The sequence below is a fragment of the Polaromonas sp. P1_G4 genome, assembly GCF_056405475.1.
Genome location: NZ_JBFUCA010000422.1, coordinates 1 through 3844 on the forward strand (window position 1 = coordinate 1; position 3844 = coordinate 3844).

General features: G+C 58.8%; 4 protein-coding genes and 1 pseudogene. All 5 read left to right on the forward strand.

What is annotated here, in order from left to right; translation table 11 throughout:
• A pseudogene (locus AC1D1X_RS17870) lies at window positions 1-230 on the forward strand (oxalyl-CoA decarboxylase); the annotation flags it as partial.
• A 28-nt stretch (window positions 231-258) separates the two neighbouring features.
• A complete protein-coding gene (gene frc, locus AC1D1X_RS17875) occupies window positions 259-1530 on the forward strand; it encodes a formyl-CoA transferase (protein ID WP_457280479.1) in 1272 nt (423 codons plus the stop codon).
• Between the two features lie 108 nt (window positions 1531-1638).
• Entirely contained in the window at window positions 1639-2085 is a 447-nt protein-coding gene (locus AC1D1X_RS17880) for a PAS domain-containing protein (protein ID WP_457280478.1), read from the forward strand.
• A gap of 124 nt (window positions 2086-2209) precedes the next feature.
• Window positions 2210-3457, forward strand: a complete 1248-nt coding sequence (gene frc, locus AC1D1X_RS17885; protein WP_477669187.1) for a formyl-CoA transferase — start codon at window positions 2210-2212, stop codon at window positions 3455-3457.
• Window positions 3458-3500: 43 nt separating this feature from the next.
• Window positions 3501-3844: NAD(P)H-dependent oxidoreductase subunit E (locus AC1D1X_RS17890; protein ID WP_477698796.1), on the forward strand; the 344-nt coding region annotated here is incomplete at its 3' end.

The window sequence follows — 3844 nt, forward strand, 5'->3', positions numbered from 1 at the left end:
ACGTGGCACCCACCGTGTTCGTCAAGAATGCGCGATACGAGATGATGATGCAGGCTTTCGGCGGGGTGGGCGTTTTGGCCAACACCCCAGCCGAATTGGCGAAGGCGCTGGACGAAGCCGTTAAATCTGGCAAGCCGACCCTGATCAACGCCATCATCGACGAAACCGCAGGGACCGAAAGTGGTCGAATCACCAGCCTGAATCCGCAGAGTGCTGCAGCAAAGAAGTAATCCAAAGCCATCCCAAGGAGAAATCAAAATGAGCAACAAACCACTCGCAGGCATCAAAATCATCGACTTCACCCACGTTCAGGCCGGTCCCGCCTGCACTCAGATGCTGGCCTGGTTCGGCGCTGACGTAATCAAGGTCGAGCGTCCTGGCTCTGGCGACGTTACCCGAAGCCAGCTGCGTGACATCGAAGGCGCTGACGCGCTGTATTTCACCATGCTCAACAGCAACAAGCGCGGCCTGACGCTGGACACCAAAAAGCCCGAAGGCAAGGAAGTGTTGGAGAGGCTCATCAAGGAATCCGACGTGATGGTCGAGAATTTTGGTCCCGGCGCGCTGGACCGTATGGGATTCACCTGGGAACACATCCAGTCGCTCAACCCAAAAATGATTCTGGCATCCGTCAAGGGTTTCTCTGACGGCCACCATTACGAAGACCTGAAGGTTTACGAAAACGTGGCCCAGTGCGCAGGCGGTGCAGCGTCCACCACCGGCTACTGGAAAGGCGAGAACTCAGGCCCCACCATTTCGTCTGCCGCCTTGGGCGACAGCAATACCGGCATGCACCTGGCCATCGGTATTTTGACGGCCTATATCGGCCGCCAGAAGACTGGCAAGGGCCAAAAAGTCGCCGTGTCCATGCAGGACAGTGTGCTCAACCTGTGCCGCGTCAAAATGCGCGACCAGTTGCGTCTGGACAACCTTGGCTACCTGGAAGAGTACCCGCAATACCCGCATGAAATGGAAGCTTTCAAAGACGGCGTGGTGCCGCGCGGCGCCAATGCCGGCGGTGGCGGACAACCCGGCTGGATTTTGAAATGCAAGGGTTGGGAAACCGACCCCAACGCGTACATCTATTTCACGGTCCAGGGTCACGCCTGGGAGCCGATCTGCGACGCATTGGGCAAACCCGAGTGGAAAACCGACCCGGCCTACACCACGGCCAAGGCACGCCAGCCGCACATCATGGATATCTTCGCCACGATTGAAGCATTCATCGCCGACAAGACCAAGTTCGAAGCCGTGGACGTTTTCCGAAAATTTGATATTCCTTGCGCACCCGTGTTGTCGATGAAGGAGTTGTTGCATGACAAATCCTTGCGCGCCAGTGGCTCCATCGTTGAAGTACCGCACAAGGTGCGCGGTAGCTACTTCACCGTTGGCAGCCCGATCAAGTTCTCCGACACCAAGCCTGAAGTAACCGCATCGCCCCTGCTGGGCGAACACACCGATGAGGTTCTGGCCGAACTCGGCTACAGCAAAGACCAAATCGCGGCCATGCACACTGCAAAAGCAGTGTGAGCGCAATCTTGAAGTAGCGGTCTTGATGGCCCAGAAAGACGGCGTTCAGATTGAGCGCCGTTTTTTTTAAGGCCTCAGTCAGCTTATTTTCGTAACAGGAGTGGACATATGCAAACAACAACCGACCTGAAACAGCTTGTGGAGGCTGTTGGCGATGCCATTGTGGCTTCCGATGCCGGCGGTGCAATTGTCTTGTGGAACCCTGCGGCCCAGCGGATGTTTGGCTTCACAGAAGAAGAAGCCCTGGGTAAATCGCTGGACATCATCATCCCGCAGCGCCAGCAGCAGCGCCACTGGGACGGCTATCACAAGACAATGGCGACCGGACAAACGCGGTATGGCAACGACGTTCTTCGTGTGCCCGCAGTGCACAAGGACGGGCACGGGCTGTCTATTGCCTTTACCGTCGCGCTGTTGCATACCCCGGACAACAAGGTGTCGGCGATCGTCGCGGTGATTCGCGATGAAACCGCCCGCTTTGCCGAAGAACGCAATCTGAAAAAACGCCTGACGGAACTGGAGATGCAGCTTGTCCCTCAAGGCAAAACACCGTAACCCAAAAGACAAAGGCACATCACCGGTGCAGTGATTAACATAGGGGTTGAACCGGGCACCCAGGTGTCCCGCAGCATGGCGCAAGCCATACGGGCATCCATTTCAACCTCCAGCAGGAACTTTCATGAGCAAAGCGTTAGACGGCGTTCGCATCCTTGACTTCACCCACGTCCAGTCCGGGCCTACGTGCACCCAGTTGCTGGCATGGTTCGGCGCAGACGTCATCAAGGTCGAACGCGCCGGCGAAGGCGACGCGACTCGCGGACAGTTGCGCGACATCCCCGGCGTAGACAGCCTGTATTTCACCATGCTCAACCACAACAAGCGCTCGATCACGCTGGACACCAAAAAGCCGAAAGGCAAAGAGGTTCTGGACACTTTGATCAAGGAATGCGACGTGCTGGTGGAAAACTTTGCGCCTGGCGCGCTCGACCGCATGGGCATCACCTGGGAACACATCCAGAAACTCAATCCCCGAATGATTGTCGCCTCGGTCAAGGGCTTTGGCCCCGGCCGCTACGAAGATTGCAAGGTTTACGAGAACGTTGCCCAGTGTGCCGGCGGCTCGGCCTCTACTTCCGGGTTTGACGATGGCCCACCCATGGTCACGGGCGCACAAATTGGTGACAGCGGAACCGGCCTGCACCTTGCCCTGGGAATCGTCGCAGCCCTCTATCAACGCAACACCACGGGGCGTGGCCAGAAAGTGCTGGCGCCCATGCAGGATGCCGTGCTGAACCTGTGCCGGGTCAAACTGCGCGACCAGCAGCGCCTGGAGCGCACCGGCACCATGCATGAATACCCGCAGTACCCAGACGGCAAGTTCGGTGAGGCCGTGCCGCGCGCCGGCAATGCCTCCGGCGGTGGCCAGCCGGGCTCCATCCTCAAATGCAAGGGCTGGGAGACCGATCCCAACGCGTATATCTACTTCATCACCCAGGGCGCCGTGTGGCCAGCCGTGTGCAAGGTGATCGGCGAAGAAGGCTGGATTGACGACGAAGCTTTCGCGACGCCGGCAGCCCGGCTGCTGCATTTGAAGCCCATCTTCGCGCGCATCGAGAAATGGACCATGACCAAGACCAAGTTCGAGGCCATGGAAATCCTGAACAAGTACGACATTCCCTGCGGTCCCATCCTGTCTATGAAAGAGATCTCGGAAGAACCCGGGCTCCGCGAAACGGGCACCATTGTTGAAGTCGACCACCCCACCCGTGGCAAGTACCTGACCGTGGGCAATCCGATCAAGATGTCCGACAGCACCACTGAAGTCACGCGCTCCCCCCTGCTGGGCGAGCACACCGACGAAGTGTTGACGCAACTGGGTTACGGCGCCGACTACATCGCCGAATTACGCGCCGAGCGCGTCATCTAGGTCGGGCAGCCCACGCCAGCCATACAGCGAGCCACTACGCTTCATGAACCATCCCATCATTCCCATCGCCGTCATCGACGCCTCCAAGCAGCGTAAACGCCAGGCGCCCAAGGGTCGCCGCGTTGACCCGCAGGCGCTGGCCGACGTGCAACGCCTGTTGGGCTCCGAGTCGCGCAGGCCAGACTTGCTGATCGAACACCTGCACAAGATCCAGGACGAGTTCGGCCACCTGTCGGCAGCGCACCTGGCCGCGCTGGCCCAGGAGATGCGGCTGGCCCAGACCGAGGTCTATGAGGTGGCAACCTTCTATCACCACTTCGACGTGGTCAAGGAAGGTGAAGCCGCTCCAGCCGCATTCACGGTGCGGGTCTGCGATGGCCTTTCTTG